The 18,423-nt window shown below is 71.7% G+C and carries 14 protein-coding genes; 1 reads left to right on the top strand and 13 read right to left on the bottom strand.

Annotated elements, in window-relative coordinates:
- Nucleotides 1-57: 57 nt before the first annotated feature.
- Complete coding sequence (locus EIZ62_RS24550; RefSeq protein WP_156694851.1) at nucleotides 58-1,608, bottom strand: TraR/DksA family transcriptional regulator; 1,551 nt, start codon at nucleotides 1,606-1,608, stop codon at nucleotides 58-60.
- A 589-nt stretch (nucleotides 1,609-2,197) separates the two neighbouring features.
- Between EIZ62_RS24550 and ileS the strand changes: the two genes are divergently transcribed.
- On the top strand, nucleotides 2,198-5,329 hold the full coding sequence (gene ileS, locus EIZ62_RS24545) for an isoleucine--tRNA ligase (RefSeq protein WP_156694850.1): 3,132 nt from the start codon (nucleotides 2,198-2,200) through the stop codon (nucleotides 5,327-5,329).
- A gap of 472 nt (nucleotides 5,330-5,801) precedes the next feature.
- On the opposite strand, the gene EIZ62_RS24540 is transcribed toward ileS, so the two are convergent.
- The 12 genes from EIZ62_RS24540 to EIZ62_RS24485 form a co-directional block, all read right to left on the bottom strand.
- Nucleotides 5,802-6,902, bottom strand: coding sequence for a DivIVA domain-containing protein (locus EIZ62_RS24540; protein ID WP_156694849.1), 1,101 nt, complete (start codon nucleotides 6,900-6,902; stop codon nucleotides 5,802-5,804).
- Nucleotides 6,903-6,958: 56 nt separating this feature from the next.
- On the bottom strand, nucleotides 6,959-7,255 hold the full coding sequence (locus EIZ62_RS24535) for a YggT family protein (RefSeq protein ID WP_073752292.1): 297 nt from the start codon (nucleotides 7,253-7,255) through the stop codon (nucleotides 6,959-6,961).
- Between the two features lie 70 nt (nucleotides 7,256-7,325).
- The gene (locus EIZ62_RS24530; protein ID WP_156694848.1) at nucleotides 7,326-7,964 is read right to left on the bottom strand and encodes a cell division protein SepF; all 639 of its coding nucleotides are present in this window, start codon (nucleotides 7,962-7,964) and stop codon (nucleotides 7,326-7,328) included.
- A gap of 142 nt (nucleotides 7,965-8,106) precedes the next feature.
- The gene (locus EIZ62_RS24525) at nucleotides 8,107-8,826 is read right to left on the bottom strand and encodes a YggS family pyridoxal phosphate-dependent enzyme (protein ID WP_156694847.1); all 720 of its coding nucleotides are present in this window, start codon (nucleotides 8,824-8,826) and stop codon (nucleotides 8,107-8,109) included.
- A gap of 2 nt (nucleotides 8,827-8,828) precedes the next feature.
- The gene (gene pgeF, locus EIZ62_RS24520) at nucleotides 8,829-9,542 is read right to left on the bottom strand and encodes a peptidoglycan editing factor PgeF (RefSeq protein WP_156696581.1); all 714 of its coding nucleotides are present in this window, start codon (nucleotides 9,540-9,542) and stop codon (nucleotides 8,829-8,831) included.
- Nucleotides 9,543-9,572: 30 nt separating this feature from the next.
- Entirely contained in the window at nucleotides 9,573-10,787 is a 1,215-nt protein-coding gene (gene ftsZ / locus EIZ62_RS24515) for a cell division protein FtsZ (protein WP_156694846.1), read from the bottom strand.
- A gap of 278 nt (nucleotides 10,788-11,065) precedes the next feature.
- Nucleotides 11,066-11,926 (bottom strand): cell division protein FtsQ/DivIB, encoded by an 861-nt coding sequence (locus tag EIZ62_RS24510; RefSeq protein WP_156694845.1) that lies wholly within the window; start codon nucleotides 11,924-11,926, stop codon nucleotides 11,066-11,068.
- A gap of 13 nt (nucleotides 11,927-11,939) precedes the next feature.
- Complete coding sequence (gene murG / locus EIZ62_RS24505; RefSeq protein ID WP_156694844.1) at nucleotides 11,940-13,034, bottom strand: undecaprenyldiphospho-muramoylpentapeptide beta-N-acetylglucosaminyltransferase; 1,095 nt, start codon at nucleotides 13,032-13,034, stop codon at nucleotides 11,940-11,942.
- 6 nt (nucleotides 13,035-13,040) lie between these two features.
- On the bottom strand, nucleotides 13,041-14,465 hold the full coding sequence (gene ftsW, locus EIZ62_RS24500; protein ID WP_156694843.1) for a putative lipid II flippase FtsW: 1,425 nt from the start codon (nucleotides 14,463-14,465) through the stop codon (nucleotides 13,041-13,043).
- A 49-nt stretch (nucleotides 14,466-14,514) separates the two neighbouring features.
- Complete coding sequence (murD, locus tag EIZ62_RS24495; protein ID WP_156694842.1) at nucleotides 14,515-15,945, bottom strand: UDP-N-acetylmuramoyl-L-alanine--D-glutamate ligase; 1,431 nt, start codon at nucleotides 15,943-15,945, stop codon at nucleotides 14,515-14,517.
- On the bottom strand, nucleotides 15,927-16,997 hold the full coding sequence (gene mraY, locus EIZ62_RS24490; RefSeq protein ID WP_156694841.1) for a phospho-N-acetylmuramoyl-pentapeptide-transferase: 1,071 nt from the start codon (nucleotides 16,995-16,997) through the stop codon (nucleotides 15,927-15,929). Before mraY ends, murD begins: the two co-directional genes overlap by 19 nt.
- Nucleotides 16,994-18,421 carry a UDP-N-acetylmuramoyl-tripeptide--D-alanyl-D-alanine ligase gene (locus EIZ62_RS24485; protein ID WP_156694840.1) on the bottom strand — a complete coding sequence of 476 codons (1,428 nt, stop codon included), beginning with the start codon at nucleotides 18,419-18,421 and terminating at the stop codon, nucleotides 16,994-16,996. The genes mraY and EIZ62_RS24485 overlap by 4 nt, the downstream gene beginning before the upstream one ends.
- Nucleotides 18,422-18,423: the final 2 nt, after the last annotated feature.

Raw genomic sequence — 18,423 nt, 5'->3', positions numbered from 1 at the left:
TGAGTCCCTCAACCTAGGTGCCTACTGTGCACGAGGGTACGGCACACACGTACGGGTTCAGCCTCGCCGTTCCTGCTTCTGCTTGTCCTCCACGCAGAGCGTGGCCCGCGGGAAGGCCTGCATCCGCGCCTTGCCGATGGGCTTGCCGCACACCTCGCACAGTCCGTACGTCCCGGTGTCCAGCCGTTCCAGCGCGTGCTGGATCTGCTCCAGGGTGGCCCGGGCGTTGGCGGCGAGCGCCATCTCGTGCTCCCGCGTGATGTTCTTGGTGCCGGTGTCGGCCTCGTCGTGCCCGGCACCGTCCCCGGAGTCCCGCATCAGCCCCGACAGGGCCTCCTCGGAGGCGGTGATCTCCGCCTCGAGGCGGACCGCCTCGCCCTCCAGCTCGGCCCGCGCCCCGGCGACCTCCTCGGAGGTCCAGGGGTCCTCCCCGGGCCGTACGGCGAGCTCCTCCGGTGCCGTGTCGGCGACGCCGCCCCGGGCAAGGGGCACGGCCGAGCCGGCTGGCGCCGTGGTCACGTCCGCGGTCTTCTTCGCTGCCACTGTCCTGGCTCCTGTCTGTTCCGCGGCCTGGGCCGCCCCCTCGGCCGCGGCTGCGGCCTGTTCCGCGGCCTTGCCGGCCACGCGCTTGGTACCCGCCCGGCGCCCTCCCACGGCGCCGCTCTTCCCGTCCGCCGGCCCGGCGTCCGCCGTCCTCCGCCCCTGCGGTGGGGCCTTCTTGGCGGCCTTGTGGGCGGTGGTCTTCTTGGCGGCCGCCTTCTTCGCCGCAGCGGCCTTCTTGGCCGCCGCCCTGCCGGCGGGCGCCTCCGCAGGCGGGGCCTCCTCGCCGACGGCCGCCTCAGAGACAGCTTTCTTGCCGGGCGCCTTCTTGGCGGGCGCCTTCTTGGCAGGCGCCGTCTTGGCGGCGGCCTTCCTGGCGGGAGCCTTGCTGGCGGGCGCCTCCCCAGGCGGGGCCTCCTCGCCGACGGCCTCCTGAGCGACAGCCTTCTTGGAAGGAGCCTTCTTGGCGGCGGCCTTCCTGGCGGGAACCTTGTCGGCGGGAGCCTTGCCGACGGGCGCCTCCGCGGGCGGGGCCTCCTCGCCGACGGCCGCCTCGGAGACCGCCTTCTTGGCAGCCTTGTGGGCGGTGGTCTTCTTCGCGGCCGCCTTCTTCGCCGCAGCGGCCTTCTTGGCGGCGGCCTTGCCGGCGGGGGCCTTTGCGGCCGGAGCCTCGGCGGCGGGCGCCTTTCGCGTGGCTGCCTTCCGGGAACGGGGGCCGTCCGCGGCCGACGGTCCGGCGGCGGGCGCCTTTCGCGTGGCTGCCTTCCGGGCACGGGGGCCGTCCGCGGCCGGAGCCGCGGCCTCCGCCGTCTCGGCGCGCTTCGCGGACCGGTCCGCCTTCTTCGCGGCGGCGTCGGCCCGCGCGGCCCCGGAACCGCCCACCGCCTTCTTCACGACCGTCTTGCGCGCCCGCGCCCGCGCCGGCGCCTCCCGGTCCGCGGCCGACGACGCCGACGGCGACGCCGTGGTCTTCTTCCCCGTCGTGTCCTTGGCCGCCGCGCCCGTGGCCGTGGCGGTGGATCTGCCGGACGACGCCGTCTTCTTCACGGCGGTCTTCTTCGCCACCATCTCGCGGCCCCTTCACATATTGTGATCTTGCTCGCGAATCGTGCTGGGACGATAAATCGACTGGGGCCCCGCGGCAACGGGGCACGCCGCCGTCCGGACGCCCCTCCCCCGTGGCACCGACGGCCTGCATCCGTTGTGCCCAGCTCCCCGCCCGGTAATCCGCCTCCGATCGCGCCCGGAGGCCGCCCCGGAGCCCGCCGGACCGCGTGTGGCCATTCGGGTCACCCCGCACCGCTGGCCGCACCCCGGCCGCCCGCCCGGAAAACCGGTCGGCCGCTGCCTTGCCGGGCGCTTACACTGGGCGCAGCGAAAGGCTTGGATGGGGACGAGTAGCGTCGTACGCAGCCATGAGCGACCCGGGGACGGTGAGAGCCCGGGGGCGAGCGCGACGTGAAGCATCACCCCGGAGCCGCCGGAAGAACACCCGCGGGAGACCGCGCGGCCAGTAGACCCGGCATCGCGACCCCAATGAGGGGGCTCAGGACGCCCACGAGGCGCCCGGGCCAAGGAGGGTGGTACCGCGGGAGCCGCGCAGCGCAGGCGCTCTCGTCCCTCCGACGGAACGAGGAACAGTCCGCCGGAGGATTCGATGTCGCAGTACCGCCAGGTACCCGCCCAGGTCGACCTGCCCGCGCTCGAGCACGCCGTGCTCGATTTCTGGCGCGAGGCCAAGGTCTTCCAGAAGTCCCTTGAGCAGTCCGAGGGCCGCCCCGAGTGGGTCTTCTACGAGGGTCCGCCCACCGCCAACGGCATGCCCGGCGCGCACCACATCGAGGCCCGCGTCTTCAAGGACGTCTTCCCCCGCTTCCGCACCATGCGCGGTTACCACGTGGCCCGCAAGGCCGGCTGGGACTGCCACGGGCTGCCGGTCGAGCTCGCCGTCGAGAAGGAGCTCGGCTTCTCCGGCAAGAAGGACATCGAGGCGTACGGCATCGCCGAGTTCAACGCCAAGTGCCGCGAGTCGGTGACCCGCCACACCGACGCGTTCGCCGAGCTGACGACCCGGATGGGCTACTGGGTCGACCTGGACGACGCGTACCGCACCATGGACCCGGAGTACGTCCAGTCGGTCTGGTGGTCCCTGAAGGAGATCTTCGACAAGGGCCTGCTGGTCCAGGACCACCGCGTCGCCCCGTGGTGCCCCCGCTGCGGCACGGGCCTGTCCGACCACGAGCTGGCCCAGGGCTACGAGACGGTCGTCGACCCCTCGGTCTTCGTCCGCTTCCCGCTGACCTCCGGCCCCCTCGCCGGCGAGGCGTCCCTGCTGGTCTGGACGACCACCCCGTGGACCCTGGTGTCCAACACCGCCGTCGCCGCCCACCCCGACGTCACGTACGTCGTCGCGACCGACGGCCGGGAGAAGCTGCTCGTCGCCGAGCCGCTCCTCGCCAAGGCCCTCGGCGAGGGCTGGGAGGCCACCGGCCAGACCTTCACCGGCGCCGAGATGGAGCGCTGGACCTACGAGCGCCCGTTCGACCTGATCGAGTTCCCGGCCCCGGCGCACTACGTCGTCAACGCGGACTACGTCACCACCGAGGACGGCACCGGTCTGGTCCACCAGTCGCCCGCCTTCGGTGAGGACGACCTCAAGGTCTGCCGCTCCTACGGCCTGCCCGTGGTGAACCCGGTCCGCCCGGACGGCACCTTCGAGGAGGACGTGCCGCTCGTCGGCGGCCAGTTCTTCAAGAAGGCCGACGAGGCGCTCACGGCCGACCTCCAGGCCCGTGGACGGCTCTTCAAGCACATCGCGTACGAGCACAGCTACCCGCACTGCTGGCGCTGCCACACGGCGCTGCTGTACTACGCGCAGCCGTCCTGGTACATCCGTACGACCGCTGTCAAGGACCGCCTGCTCCAGGAGAACGAGAACACCAACTGGTTCCCGGACTCCGTCAAGCACGGCCGCTTCGGCGACTGGCTGAACAACAACATCGACTGGGCGCTCTCCCGCAACCGCTACTGGGGCACCCCGCTGCCCATCTGGCGCTGCGAGGACGACCACCTCACCTGCGTCGGCTCGCTCACCGAGCTGTCCGAGCTGACGGGCACCGACCAGTCGTCGCTGGACCCGCACCGCCCGTACATCGACGACGTGACCTTCCCGTGCCCCACCTGCCAGGAGACGGCCACCCGCGTCCCGGAGGTCATCGACGCCTGGTACGACTCGGGCTCGATGCCGTTCGCGCAGTACGGCTACCCGTACAAGAACAAGGACCTCTTCGAGAAGCGCTACCCGGCGCAGTTCATCTCCGAGGCCATCGACCAGACCCGCGGCTGGTTCTACACCCTCATGGCCGTCGGCACCCTCGTCTTCGACAAGTCGTCGTACGAGAACGTGGTCTGCCTGGGCCACATCCTCGCCGAGGACGGCCGGAAGATGTCCAAGCACCTGGGCAACATCCTCCAGCCGATCCCGCTCATGGACCAGCACGGCGCGGACGCCGTGCGCTGGTTCATGGCGGCCGGCGGCTCCCCCTGGGCGGCCCGCCGCGTCGGCCACGGCACGATCCAGGAGGTGGTCCGCAAGACCCTCCTCACGTACTGGAACACCGTCGCCTTCCAGGCCCTGTACGCCCGCACCTCCGACTGGGCGCCCAGCGAGGCCGACCCGGCGCCGGCCGACCGCACGGTCCTGGACCGCTGGCTGCTCTCCGAGCTGCACGCGCTGACCGACCAGGTCACCCAGGCCCTGGAGGCGTACGACACCCAGCGCGCCGGCAAGCTGCTGTCCGCCTTCGTCGACGACCTCTCCAACTGGTACGTACGCCGCTCCCGGCGCCGCTTCTGGCACGGGGACAAGGCGGCCCTGCGGACCCTGCACGACGTGATCGAGACCGTCACCCGCCTGATGGCGCCCCTGACCCCGTTCATCACCGAGCGCGTGTGGCAGGACCTGGTCGTCCCGGTCACCCCCGGCGCGCCCGAGTCGGTCCACCTCTCCACCTGGCCGGAGGCGGACCTGTCCGCCATCGATCCGGCCCTCTCCTCCCAGATGGCCCTGGTGCGCCGCCTGGTGGAGCTGGGCCGCGCCACGCGCGCGGAGTCGGGCGTGAAGACCCGCCAGCCCCTCTCCCGCGCCCTGGTGGCCGCCACCGGCTTCGAGGCCCTCTCCCCCGAGCTCCACGCCCAGATCACCGAGGAGCTGAACGTCACCTCCCTCGCCAGCCTCTCCGAGGTGGGCGGCTCGCTGGTCGACACGACCGCCAAGGCGAACTTCCGCGCCCTCGGCAAGCGCTTCGGCAAGGGCGTCCAGGACGTCGCCAAGGCGGTCGCCGCCGCCGACGCGGCCGCGCTCTCCCTCGCCCTGCGCAACGGCGAGGCGACCCTCGACGTCAACGGCGAGACGATCACCCTCGCTCCCGACGAGGTGATCATCACGGAGACCCCGCGCGAGGGCTGGTCGGTGGCCTCCGACGCGGGCGCGACGGTCGCCCTGGACCTGGAGATCACCCCGGAGCTGCGCCGCGCGGGCCTGGCCCGTGACGCGATCCGCCTGATCCAGGAGGCCCGCAAGAACAGCGGTCTGGACGTGGCGGACCGGATCGCCCTGCGCTGGGAGTCCACCGACCCCGAGGTCGTCGCGGCCCTCGCGGACCACGCGGAGCTGATCGCGGACGAGGTCCTGGCGACCGACTTCTCCTCCGCCGACGCGGACGCCACCTACGGCGCCCCGTTCACCGACGAGGGCCTCTCCCTCACGTTCCGCCTCCGCAAGGCCTAACCGCCCCGAAGGGCCCGGCCACCCTCCCGTGGCCGGGCCCTTCCGCGTTCCCGCACCCGGCGACGTACCCGGGGCGGGGCCGTGCAGGGTCGCCCCCGCAGGGGACCGGCGGCGTTACCGGGGCTCCCCTTACGCGTAACCCGAGGCCGCCGGCCCCGAGGAGGCGAGCCCGGAGGGGCCACGCCCCCCACCCACGGGGGTCACCGGCACGAGGCACCGCCCGCAGGCGAACCGGGAACAGGCACCGCCCCGCAGGGAACCGACGACAGGCACCGCCCCGGTCCCGTTGCGCCCACCCTCCCCCAAGCTCTCGGCTCCGCTCGAGCAGGGGGGACCCCCATCGCCCCAGCGGGACGCCCACAACGGGTACGAGCGACAAACGGGCCGGGGCCCGGGACGTCACTACGTCCCGGGCCCCGGCCCGACTGCCTGCCGACCGACGGCTACGCGCTGCGCGCGCGACCCGCCGCCGTCAGTTGTCGTCCTCGTCGATGAGGAAACCGCGCATCGGCGACGGCGCCTGCTGCATCGGCTGCGGCGCCTGCGGCCGCACCGGTGCCATCGGCTGCGTCATCGCGGGCGACATCTGCTGCTGGCCGCCGTAGGACGGGCCACCGCCCATCGACGGGCCGCCGCCCATGGTCTGGTTGCCGCCGTACGACGGTGCGCTCGCGCCCGCGGACGCCATCGACGGGGAGGGCGGCAGCGACGGCGCGGCGGACGGGGTCCGCGGCGGGGCCAGCGAGTCGTCGGCCTGGGTCTCCAGCTGGCGCAGCTGGCTCTCCAGGTACGACTTCAGGCGGGTGCGGTACTCGCGCTCGAAGCCCCGCAGGTCCTCGACCTTGCGCTCCAGCGTGGCGCGGGCGGACTCCAGCGAGCCCATCGCGACGCGGTGCTTCTCCTGGGCGTCCCGCTCCAGGGCGTCGGCCTTGGCGCGGGCGTCGCGCTCCAGGCCCTCGGCGCGCGACCGGGCCTCGCCGACGATCTTGTTGGCCTCGGAACGGGCCTCCGCGATCGCCTGGTCGGCGGTCTGCTGGGCGAGGGAGAGGACGCGGGCCGCGCTGTCGCCGCCGGGGCCCTGACCGGGCTGCGGCATCTGCGGGCCGTGACCGCCCATGGGACCACCCATGGGACCGCCCATCGGGCCACCCATGGGACCGCCCTGCATGGGGCCGCCCTGCATGGAGCCGGGGCCGTGCTGGCCCTGGGGGCCGCCGTGGCTCGGGCCGGCCGGCAGCTGCGGGGCACCACCGGGCAGCTGGGGCGGACCCATCTGCGGGGGCTGCTGCTGGACCGGTGGTCCGGATATGGCGGCGGGGACGGGAGCGCCGGGACCCACGGGCCGGTCCTGCTGCTCCGGCGGCTTGCGCATCCCCTGCTGCTGCTGGTTCTGCGCGGCCGCGCGCGTGGCGGCGGCCAGCTTGGCGCGCAGGTCCTCGTTCTCGCGGAGCAGGCGCGTCAGTTCGGCTTCGACCTCGTCGAGGAAGGCATCGACCTCGTCCTCGTCATAGCCTTCTCGGAGGCGGACGGTCGTGAACTGCTTGTTCCGCACGTCCTCGGGGGTCAGCGGCATCTTTCCTTCACCTCTACGTAGTCGTCGGCAGTCGGCAGGACCGGATCGCTACACCCTCACACCCTCATCATGAAGCTGTTCACGATGGAGATCAGGATGTAGACGATGATCATCAGAACGAAGAAGGACAGGTCGAGTGCCACGCCCCCGAGACGCAGCGGCGGGATGAACCGCCGCAGAAGTTTCAGTGGTGGATCGGTGACAGTGTAGGTGGCCTCCAGAACGACCACCATCGCCTTCCCGGGTTGCCATGAACGTGCGAACTGGAAGACGTAGTCCATGACCAGCCGGAAGATCAGGACGACAAGGAAGCACATCAGAGCGATGTAGATCACTTGTAGTGCGACGCTCATCCCGCGCTTCCCTCTCCCCTGATCCCATGTCCACCGGCCTCCCGGCCGGGTCGTTCCCGGTGTCGTGCTCTCAGCTCTGGTTGAAGAATCCGCCCTCTGCGATGCGGGCCTTGTCCTCCGCCGTGACATCGACGTTAGCAGGCGACAACAGGAACACCTTCTGCGTCACTCGCTCAATGCTGCCATGCAGCCCGAAGACGAGACCGGCGGCAAAGTCGACAAGTCGCTTCGCGTCCGTGTCATCCATCTCGGTGAGGTTCATGATCACAGGGGTGCCCTCGCGGAAGTGTTCCCCGATGGTACGGGCCTCGTTGTAGGTCCGTGGGTGAAGTGTGGTGATGCGGTAGGGCTCCCGCTCGGACACGACCTTGGGCATGATCACCGGTGCGTTCTTCTCCAGGCTCGGGCGTTCAGGTGTGATGGATGCCACGGGGGCGATTCGCGCCGGACGTCCGCTTTCAGCGGGAAGCGGAACGGGCTCGCGCTGCACGGGCGGCTGCTGGACCACCCGCACCGGCTCCTCGCGCTCCGCCTGGTGCGAGACCTGGTGCGAAGCCTGGTGCGGGGGCTGGTGGCGCCGTCGGTCGCGCTCGGGCTCCGGCTCCAGTTCGGGTTCGAAGTCGTCATCGGGGTCGAAGCCCCGGCCGTCGTACCCATCGTCCTCCACGAGGCCGAGGTAGACCGCCATCTTGCGCATCGCGCCGGCCATTCTCTGAGTCCTCCGCTCTGTGGTGGATCGCCCTCACCATTAGTGGGCACAGCGTCACCAAGTGCCCGCGATCCACGAGGCCTGTCCGCTGTTCGGCGGAAATGACCATATTTTCTGCTGTGGTCCGACTTGCTTCGCGACGTTACCCGAGCCTGGGTCGGTCTCCGAGTACCGCCGTACCGATGCGCACATGTGTCGCCCCGGCCGCCACCGCGTCCTCGAGGTCCGCACTCATCCCTGCTGACACCATGTTCGCAGCAGGACGGGACGCGCGCAGGCGGGATGCCAATTCCATCAGCCGGTCGAACGCGGCCCGTTGCCGTCCGGCGTACGGCCCGGCCAGCGGTGCCACGGTCATGAGCCCGTCGAGCCGGAGGCCCGGCGCCTCCTCCACCGCCGCCGCCAACTCCTCGACGCCGTCCGGGGCGACGCCTCCGCGCTCCCCCCGCTCGCCGGACTCCGCGTCCAGCGCGACCTGGATCAGGCACCCCAGTTCACGCCCGGCGCGCGCCGCGGCGGCGGAGAGCGAGCCGACGAGCTTCAGCCGGTCGACCGACTGCACCTCGTGCGCGTAACTCGCCACGGAACGGACCTTATTGGTCTGCAACTGGCCGACGAAGTGCCAGGTGAGGTCGAGGTCGGCACAGGCGGCGGCCTTGGGGGCCGCGTCCTGGTCCCGGTTCTCGGCGACGTGGCGGACCCCCAGCTCATGCAGCAGCCGCACGTCGCTCGCGGGGTAGGTCTTGGTGACCACGATCAGGGTCACCTCCTCGCGGCGGCGGCCGGCGGCCCCGCACGCGGCGGAGATACGTTCCTCCACCCGCGCCAGGTTCTGGGCGAGTTCAGCCTTGCGGTCCGTCATCCTCAACCGTCCAACCAGACATATCCGGCGAGCCGCCCGGTCGTGCGGTCGCGGCGGTACGAGTAGTGGTCGCGCGACTCGAGCGTGCACACCGCCGACGCACTCCGGTCGCGCACCCCCAGCGCGTCGAGCTGCGCGTGCACTCCGGCGGTCACGTCGACGGCCGGAGTGCCCCAACTCGTCTCGGAGTGCGCCGACGGTACGGCGGCGGCCACCTCGTCCCGCATGGCCGCGGGCACCTCGTAGCAGCGTCCGCAGACGGCCGGGCCGGTACGGGCGGTGATCCGCGACGCCTCGGCGCCGAGAGCGATCATGGCCTCGACCGTGGCCGGGACGACGCCCGCGACCATCCCGGGGCGGCCGGCGTGCGCCGCGCCCACGACGCCCGCGACCGGGTCGGCCAGCAGGACGGGGGTGCAGTCGGCGGTGAGCACCGCGAGCGCGAGCCCGCGCCGGGCGGTGACGACGCCGTCCACCGCCGGGACCGGTTCGTCCGGCGCCCACGGTCCGTCGACCACGGCGACGTCACGCCCGTGCACCTGGTTCATCCAGACGACCCGCCGCGGGTCGAGCCCCAGGCTCTCGGCGGCGAGCCGACGGTTCGTCATGACGGAACCGGGGTCGTCCCCGACCGCTCCGCCGAGGTTGAGCTCCTCGTACGGAACGGCGCTCACCCCGCCCCACCGGTCGGTGAAGGCGAAGTGCGCGCCGCTCACTGTGTCGTGCTGCCCTATCACGTCACACGGTCACTTCAGGAAGTCCGGGACGTCCAGCTCCTCGGCGGAGGTGTCCGGGTACGGGCGGGCCGGCGGGACCGCCGGCGGGGTGACCGACAGGGAGCTGTCGTTCGCCGCCGGAGCCGGTTCGGCCGCCGGGGCCGGGGACTCCTCGCGCACCGGGACGGTCCCGAGGCCGCTCACCGGCCGGGGCTGCTCGGTCGCGCGTGCCGGGGGCGCCGGCTCCTCGCGCTTGCTCGACCCGGCGCTCAGCACGTTGTCGCGCCGGGCCGGCGGCTGGCCGCCGTCGAAGCCGGCCGCGATGACCGTGACCCGTACCTCGTCACCGAGGGCGTCGTCGATGACGGCACCGAAGATGATGTTGGCCTCGGGGTGGGCGGCCTCGCTGACCAGCTGGGCCGCCTCGTTGATCTCGAACAGTCCGAGGTCCGAGCCACCGGAGATGGAGAGCAGCACACCGCGGGCGCCGTCGATGGACGCCTCCAGCAGCGGCGAGGAGATCGCCATCTCGGCGGCGGCCACCGCGCGGTCGTCGCCGCGGGCGGAGCCGATGCCCATGAGGGCGGATCCGGCCTCGGACATGACCGACTTGACGTCGGCGAAGTCGAGGTTGATCAGGCCCGGGGTGGTGATGAGGTCGGTGATGCCCTGAACGCCGGAGAGCAGCACCTGGTCGGCGGACTTGAACGCGTCCAGCACGCTGACCTGGCGGTCCGAGATGGACAGCAGCCGGTCGTTCGGGATGACGATGAGGGTGTCGACCTCTTCGCGGAGCTCGGCGATGCCGTCCTCCGCCTGGTTGGCGCGGCGCCGGCCCTCGAAGGTGAACGGCCGGGTGACCACACCGATGGTGAGGGCGCCCAGCGAGCGCGCGATGTTGGCGACGACGGGAGCGCCGCCGGTGCCGGTGCCGCCGCCTTCGCCGGCGGTGACGAAGACCATGTCGGCCCCCTTGAGGACCTCCTCGATCTCCTCGCGGTGGTCCTCTGCCGCCTTGCGACCGACTGCCGGGTTGGCTCCGGCCCCGAGGCCGCGGGTGAGTTCACGGCCGACGTCGAGCTTGACGTCGGCGTCGCTCATCAACAGAGCTTGCGCGTCCGTGTTGATGGCGATGAACTCGACGCCCTTGAGACCGACCTCGATCATTCGGTTGATGGCATTGACACCACCGCCGCCGACACCGATGACCTTGATGACTGCGAGGTAGTTCTGCGGTGCTGCCACGTCGAAGGCCTCTCGCCTCGAGTTACGTGTCGCCACTGCGCGGTGGTCCCGCGCCGCGACGACGGATGCCGATGGGACGGTCCGAAACGCCGACCCAAACCCTAACGTTGAAGTTTAGGGTTACCAGTGTCTCTGTTCGCTGGACTCTTCCGAACAGGACACTAAGTCGACAAGTGGCGCACGTTCAACGAACACGCCGAACCTCCCGTTTTTCTTTTCACCCTATGTGATCACCCATAGCGCTGACCAACCAGGGTGCTGGCCAGGGCATATGTGCGTCAACTCCGCGACGCCGCCGGGGCGGTCGGGGCACTCACGTCGAAGTGCCCCGCTTTGGGCGCCGCTTTCATCAGTGCGGTCAGCGCACGCGCTTTCGCCTCGCCGTCCTCGCCGCTCCCCCACTCCACGGTCCGGCCGCCCGTCAGCTCCAGGGTGATGGAGTCGTACGAACGGACCCGGAGAACCTTGGCGTCCTCGGCAACCCGGCCGGGCAGGTCACCCGCGACGCCGACCGCCTCGACGGTCAGCCGCTCGGCGTCGAAGCGGCGCAGGCTGGGCGACGAGGCGACCGCCAGCTCCAGCAGGGGCACGCCCTCGGGGGCCTTGGCCGCGTCGACCGTGGCGAACCGCACACCCTTGGCATCCACTTCGGTGAACCTGCCTCCCTTGCCGATGAGGAGGACCGGGGTGCGCTCGACCACCCGCAGGGCGATGCCGTGCGGCCAGTCGCGGACGACGTCCACCGTGTCGATACGGGGCAGGGCGCGCCGCAGCCGGGCCTCGATGCCGTCCGTGTCGACCGACACCAGCGGCGCCCCAACGGGCACCGCGGCCACCGCCTCGACCTGCGCGGGCGTCAGCACCCGCGTACCGGAGGTGGTGACCTGCTCGACCCGCAGCCAGGCGGAGCCGTAGAAGAGCCACAGCCCGCTGGCGAGCAGCCCGAGCACGATGACGATCAGGAGCACGGCACGGGGGCCGGGCAGGGCGCGGCGGCCGCCACCCGGCCGCCCCGGGCGCCACCGCGGGGCGAGCCGGGCCGGGGACGACCCCTTGGGTCCGGAGCCCTTGGCCCGCGGGCCCCTGGCGCCCCGGGAGCCCGGCGCGCCGCGCTCGGTGGTCGTCGTCGGCCCGGCCATGCTCCCTGCCTTCTCACGCCCTGTGGCGTGCCGCGATCGCCTCGTAGACCATGCCGACGAGCAGGTCGTCGGCGTCCCGGCGGCCGAACTCGGCGGCGGCGCGGGACATCTCGTACAGCCGGTGCGGGTCGGAGAGCACCGGGAGCACGTTGCCCTGGACCCACTCGGGCGTCAGCTCGGCGTCGTCGACCAGCAGGCCGCCGCCCGCCTTCACCACCGGCTGGGCGTTGAGCCGCTGTTCGCCGTTGCCGATGGGCAGCGGCACGTACGCGGCCGGCAGCCCGACGGCGGAGAGTTCGGCGACGGTCATCGCGCCCGCGCGGCACAGCATCATGTCGGCCGCGGCGTACGCGAGGTCCATCCGGTCCACGTACGGTACCGGGATGTAGGGCGGCATCCCGGGCATGTTGTCGGCGTGCGGCAGTTCGTTCTTCGGGCCGACCGCGTGGAGGATCTGGATGCCGGAGCGCTGGAGGACCGGGGCGACCTGCTGGATCACCTCGTTGAGGCGGCGGGCGCCCTGCGAGCCGCCGGAGACCAGCAGCGTCGGCAGGTTGGGGTCCAGTCCGAACGCGGCGCGCGCCTCGGGGCGGACCCGGGCGCGGTCGAGCGTGGCGATGGTGTGCCGCAGCGGGATGCCGATGTAGCGGGCGCCGCGGAGCTTGCTGTCGGGCGTGGCGACGGCGACCCCGGCCGCGTACCGCGAACCGATCTTGTTGGCCAGGCCGGGCCGGGCGTTGGCCTCGTGGACCACGATCGGCACGCCGAGCCGCTTGGCGGCCAGGTAGCCGGGCAGGGCCACGTACCCGCCGAAGCCGACGACACAGTCGGCCTTGGCGCGCTCGAGGATCTGCTCGGCCGCCTTGATGGTGCCGCGCAGCCGCCCCGGGACGGTGATCAGCTCAGGGGTGGGCTTGCGCGGCAACGGGACGGCGGGGATGAGCGCCAGCTCGTAGCCACGCTCCGGTACGAGCCGGGTCTCCAGACCCCGCTCCGTACCGAGGGCCGTGATCCCCACGGTCGGGTCCTGCCTGCGCAGGGCGTCCGCGAGGGCGAGCGCCGGCTCGATGTGGCCGGCGGTCCCCCCACCGGCGAGTACGACATGCACCGAAATTCACCGCTCTCCGGACGGACGCTTCTTGACGCGCCGTCGCATCGACTTCCAACTCACCCCGGCCCATGTGCCCGGACCGGGCTGTCGCATGGCCAGGGCTGCCTTCGCCGCGGGCTCCTCCCGCGCGAAGGCGATGAGCAGACCGACGGCGAACATGGTCGGCAGCAGGGCGGAACCTCCGTAGGAGAACAGCGGGAGGGGGACCCCGGCGATCGGCAGCAGCCCGAGCACCGCACCGATGTTGACCACGGCCTGCGCCGTGATCCAGGTGGTCACACCTCCCGCGGCATACCTCACGAAGGGGTCCTCCGTGCGTCCGGCCACGCGGATACCCGCATAGCCTAGAGCCGCGAAGAGGGCGAGTACCGACAGCGTCCCCGCCAGCCCCAGTTCCTCCCCGGTGATGGCGAAGATGAAGTCGGTGTGAGGTTCGGGGAGTTGGCCCCATTTCTCCACACTCGCGCCCAGCCCCGAACCGAACCATCCGCCCGACGCCAGAGCATAGATGCCGTGCACGGCCTGCCAGCACGAGTCACCGGGACCGGGCTCGGTGGCGCCGATGCAGGCCAGCCGGGCCATCCGGTTCGCGCTGGTCCGGATCAGCGTCACGCCGATCGCGGCGGCCACGGCCAGCACCCCGACGAACATCCGCGTGGGTGCACCGGCCAGCCACAGCAGGCCGAAGAGGATGGCGGTGAGGATGATCGCCGTCCCCATGTCACCGCCCAGCATGATCAGCCCCAGCAGCATGAACGCGACCGGCACGAGCGGGACGAGCAGGTGCTTCCACTGGGTCAGCAGCCGCTTGTCCTGTTTGCGCGCCAGCAGGTCCGCGCCCCACAGGATCAGCGCCAGCTTGCCGAACTCGCTGGGCTGGAGCTGGAAGGGGCCGCCCAGGTAGAGCCAGTTCTGGTTGCCGTTCACGGAATGCCCTATCCCGGGCACCTGGACGAGGATCATCAGGAAGACGGTGCCCACCAGCAGCGGGTAGGCGAGCGCCCGGTGCAGCTTGGCCGGGACCCGGGAGGCGAACAGCAGCAGCCCGGTGCCGATGGCGGCGGCCAGGAACTGCTTGCGGAAGAAGTACGTGTCGGACAGCGACAGTTCCAGCGCCTTGATCTGCGACGCCGAGTAGACCATCACGAGGCCCAGGACGGTGATCAGCAAGCTGGCGCCCAGGATCACGTAATAGGCGGTCAGGGGCCGGTCCCAGGCCCTCCGTGCCCGTTCGTAGAACCCGCGTACGCCGCTCCCGCGCGGCGGCCGGGGCGCGGGGGCCCTGCGGACGCGCCCGGCCGCCTTGCGGGCGCTGGGAGGCCGCCGCAGCCCCGTCGCCCGGCCGCGCAGGGCGGCCAGACCGGTGACGCGGCCCGCGAAGAGGTGCGCGCGGTGCGGTGCGTACGCGGCGGCGTGGTCGGCCGGCATGGTCGCTGTCCCCTCCAGTCGTGCCCGGCGCGGCCGGACCGGTGGGCTGTCAGGCGCGCTCGGCGGCGAGTGCGCGGACCGCGTCCGCGAACGCCTCGCCCCGCTTGTTGTAGTTGACGAACATGTCCATCGAGGCGCAGGCCGGGGCGAGCAGGACGGTGTCCCCGGGCCGGGCCAGCTCTGCCGCTTCGCGGACCGCCGCGGACATCGCCCCAGTGTCGGTCCGGTCGAGGTCGACGACCGGCACCTCGGGCGCGTGTCGCGCGAGGGCTTCCCGGATCAGGCCGCGGTCGGCGCCCATGAGCACGACGCCGCGCAGCCGCTTCGCCGACCCGGCCACCAGCTCGTCGAAGGTCGCGCCCTTGGCGAGGCCCCCGGCGATCCAGACGATCGGGTCGTACGCGGCCAGCGACGCCTCCGCGGCGTGCGTGTTGGTGGCCTTGGAGTCGTCGACGTAACGGACGCCGCCGATCTCCTCCACCAGCTCGATGCGGTGCGGGTCGGGCCGGAAGGCCCGCAGCCCGTCCCGTACGGCGGTGGCCGGGACGCCGAAGGCGCGGGCCAGCGCGGCCGCGGCGAGCGCGTTGGCGATGTTGTGCGGTGCGGGCGGGTCGATGTCGGAGACGGAGGCGAGCTCCTGGGCCTGCTCCCGCCGGTTCTCCACGAAGGCCCGGTCCACCAGGAGGTCCTCCACCACGCCGACCTGGGAGGGGCCCGGCGTGCCGAGGGTGAAGCCGATCGCCCGGCAGCCCTCCTCGACGTCGGCCTCGCGCACCAGGTCCTCGGTGGCCTTGTCGGCGACGTTGTAGACGCAGGCGATCCGGTTGCCCTCGTAGATGCGGCCCTTGTCGGCGGCGTACGCCTGCATCGAGCCGTGCCAGTCGAGGTGGTCCGGTGCGAGGTTCAGCACGGCAGCCGAGTGGGCCCGCAGGGAGGGCGACCAGTGCAGCTGGTAGCTGGAGAGCTCGACGGCGAGGACGTCGTACTCCTCCTCGCCGAGGACGGCGTCCAGCAGCGAGACGCCGATGTTCCCGACGGCGGCGGTCCGCAGTCCCGCCGCCTCCAGGATGGCGGCGAGCATCCGCACGGTGGTCGTCTTGCCGTTGGTGCCGGTGACGGCGAGCCAGGGCGCGGCGTCGGGGCCGCGCAGGCGCCACGCCAGTTCGACGTCGCCCCAGACCTCGACGCCCGCCTCGGCGGCGGCCGCGAACAGGGGCTTGTCGGGCTGCCAGCCGGGGGTGGTGACGACCAGTTCGGTGCCCTCCGGCAGGGTGGCCCCGTCGCCGAGGCGGACGGTGATGCCCTCCGCCTCCAGCTGTGCCGCCTGCGTGCGGGACCGCTCGTCGTCGCCGTCGTTGACGACCGTGACGCGTGCGCCCAGTCCGGCGAGGACGCGGGCGGCGGGGATGCCGCTCACGCCCAGGCCGGCGACGGTGACGTTCTTGCCCTGCCAGGAGGTACTCACTTGTCGGCTGCCCATCCCGCGTAGAAGAGGCCGAGACCCACGATGACGCACATGCCCTGGATGATCCAGAACCGGACCACCACGAGGACCTCGGACCAGCCCTTGAGTTCGAAGTGGTGCTGGAGCGGTGCCATCCGGAACACCCGCTTGCCGGTCATCTTGAACGAGCCGACCTGGATGACGACGGACATGGTGATCAGGACGAACAGGCCGCCGAGGAGGGCGAGCAGCAGCTCGGTGCGGGAGCAGATGGCGAGGCCCGCGAGCGCGCCGCCGAGGGCGAGCGAACCGGTGTCACCCATGAAGATCTTGGCGGGCGAGGTGTTCCACCACAGGAAGCCGAAGCAGGCACCCATGAGGGCGGACGCCACGACGGCGAGGTCGAGCGGGTCGCGCACCTCGAAGCAGGCGTTGGGGTTGGTCAGGGTCTCGGCGTTGGCGCAGGACTCCTGGAACTGCCACAGCCCGATGAAGGTGTACGCGCCGAAGACCATCACCGAGGCGCCGGTGGCGAGGCCGTCGAGACCGTCCGTCAGGTTCACGCCGTTCGACATGGCCAGGATCATGAACAGCGCCCAGACCACGAACAGCACCGGTCCGATGGACCAGCCGAAGTCGGTGATGAAGGAGAGCTTGGTCGAGGCGGGCGTCTGGCCCCGGCTGTCGGCGAACTGGAGCGCGAGGACGGCGAAGGCGATGCCGACGATGAGCTGGCCGGCCATCTTCGCCTTGGCCCGCAGGCCCAGCGAACGCTGCTTGACGATCTTGATGTAGTCGTCGAGGAAGCCGACGAGACCCATGCCGGCCATCAGGAACAGCACCAGCACGCCCGAGTAGGTCGGGTCCTCACCGGTGATGACCTTGGCGAGCGCGTACGCGATGAGCGTGGCCAGGATGAAGGAGATGCCGCCCATGGTGGGCGTGCCCTTCTTGCTGCCGTGGGTGCGCGGGCCGTCGTCCCGGATGAACTGCCCGTATCCCTTGCGGGCCAGAAGCTTGATCAGCAGCGGTGTGCCGATCAGGGTCAGGAAGAGCCCGATGGCTCCCGCGAAGAGGATCTGCCTCATCGGCCGGTGACCTCGCCCTCGGTGCCCTCGAGCAGTGCCGTGGCGATCCGCTCGAGCCCGACCGACCTTGATGCCTTCACCAGCACGACGTCTCCCGGGCGCAGCTCACTGCGCAACAGGTCGATCGCCGCCCGCGCGTCGGACACGTGCACCGACTCCTCACCCCACGAACCCTCGTTATATGCGCCCAGTTGCAGCCAGGACGCTTCCCTGCCCCCGACTGCGACGAGCTTGCTGACGTTGAGCCGGACGGCGAGCCGTCCGACCGCGTCGTGCTCGGCGAGCGCCTCGTCCCCCAGCTCGGCCATCTGGCCGAGCACCGCCCACGTCCGGCCCCCCTTGGCCTGTGCTGCCTTGCCCATGGCCGCGAGCGCGCGCAGGGCGGCTCGCATGGACTCGGGGTTCGCGTTGTAGGCGTCGTTGACGATCGTCACACCGTCCGGACGCTCGGTGACCTCCATGCGCCAGCGGGAGAGGGTGCCCGCCCCGGAGAGCGCGGTGGCGATCTCGTCGACGGACATGCCCAGCTCATGGGCGACGGCGGCCGCGGCGAGCGCGTTCGACACGTGGTGCTCACCGTACAGGCGCAAGGTCACGTCACTGCACCCGGTGGGTGTGTGAAGCCTGAAAGAGGGCTGTCCGGTCTCTGTGAGCCGGACATTCTCGGCACGTACGGCGGCGTCGTCGGCCTCGCCGAACAGCGTCACGCGCGCGTGGGTGCGGGTGTGCATGGCCCGTACGAGAGGATCGTCCGCGTTCAGCACGGCGATGCCGCCCGCCTCGGCGGCCGGCAGGGCCTCCACCATCTCGCCCTTGGCCTGGGCGATCTGCTCGCGGCCGCCGAACTCGCCGATGTGGGCGCTGCCCACGTTCAGCACGAGGCCGATCGTCGGCGGGGTCAGCTCGGCGAGGTAGCGGATGTGGCCGATTCCGCGCGCCCCCATCTCCAGGACGAGGTGCTCGGTGTCCTTCTCCGCGCGCAGGGCGGTGAGGGGCAGGCCGATCTCGTTGTTGAGGGAGCCGGGCGTCCAGACCGTGGGGCCCTTGTGCTGGAGCACCTGGGCGATCAGGTCCTTGGTGCTGGTCTTGCCGGCCGAGCCGGTCAGCGCGACGACCGTGGTGCCGAGGCGGCGGACGACCGCGCGGGCGAGTGCGCCGAGGGCCGTCTGAACGTCGTCGACGACGATGGCGGGCACGCCGACGGGGCGGGTGGCCAGCACGGCCACCGCGCCCGCGTCCACGGCGCGCTGCGCGTAGTCGTGGCCGTCGACGTTCTCACCGGCGAACGCGGCGAAGAGCGAGCCGGGCCCGACCTGACGGGAGTCGATGACGACGGAGCCGGTGACCTGGACGGCCGGATCCGGTATGTCGTGCGACTGCCCGCCGGTGATGTCGGCGATCTCGGCGAGGGAGAGGGCGATCACAA

The organism is Streptomyces ficellus, from assembly GCF_009739905.1.
GTDB lineage: Bacteria > Actinomycetota > Actinomycetes > Streptomycetales > Streptomycetaceae > Streptomyces > Streptomyces ficellus_A.
Note: the sequence above shows the minus strand (reverse complement) of the source record. Positions and strands in the feature narration are given on the sequence as shown.